1 rRNA gene is annotated in these 510 nt (G+C 55.7%); it reads left to right on the top strand.

From position 1 onward, the window contains the following. Positions 1-510 (top strand): 23S ribosomal RNA (locus IEZ21_RS47005); the annotation flags it as partial.

Genomic DNA, 510 nt, shown 5'->3' with positions numbered 1-510 from the left:
GGGCCACAACCGGTGAAGGCATTTACTGCCGGAGCTGGGGGTGGCCGCAGAGACCAGCGAGAAGCGACTGTTTACTAAAAACACAGGTCCGTGCGAAGCCGTAAGGCGAGGTATACGGACTGACGCCTGCCCGGTGCTGGAACGTTAAGGGGACCGGTTAGTCCGACCTTGGGTCGGGCGAGGCTGAGAACTTAAGCGCCAGTAAACGGCGGTGGTAACTATAACCATCCTAAGGTAGCGAAATTCCTTGTCGGGTAAGTTCCGACCTGCACGAATGGCGTAACGACTTCTCGACTGTCTCAACCATAGGCCCGGTGAAATTGCACTACGAGTAAAGATGCTCGTTTCGCGCAGCAGGACGGAAAGACCCCGGGACCTTTACTACAGTTTGATATTGGTGTTCGGTTCGGCTTGTGTAGGATAGCTGGGAGACTGTGAACTTGCCACGCCAGTGGTGGGGGAGTCGTCGTTGAAATACCAGTCTGGTCGTGCTGGATGTCTAACCCGGGT

Origin of the sequence: Streptomyces flaveus, from assembly GCF_014647675.1 — a bacterium.
In the GTDB taxonomy this organism is placed as follows: domain Bacteria; phylum Actinomycetota; class Actinomycetes; order Streptomycetales; family Streptomycetaceae; genus Streptomyces; species Streptomyces flaveus.
This window is presented reverse-complemented; position numbering and strand designations above follow the sequence as displayed.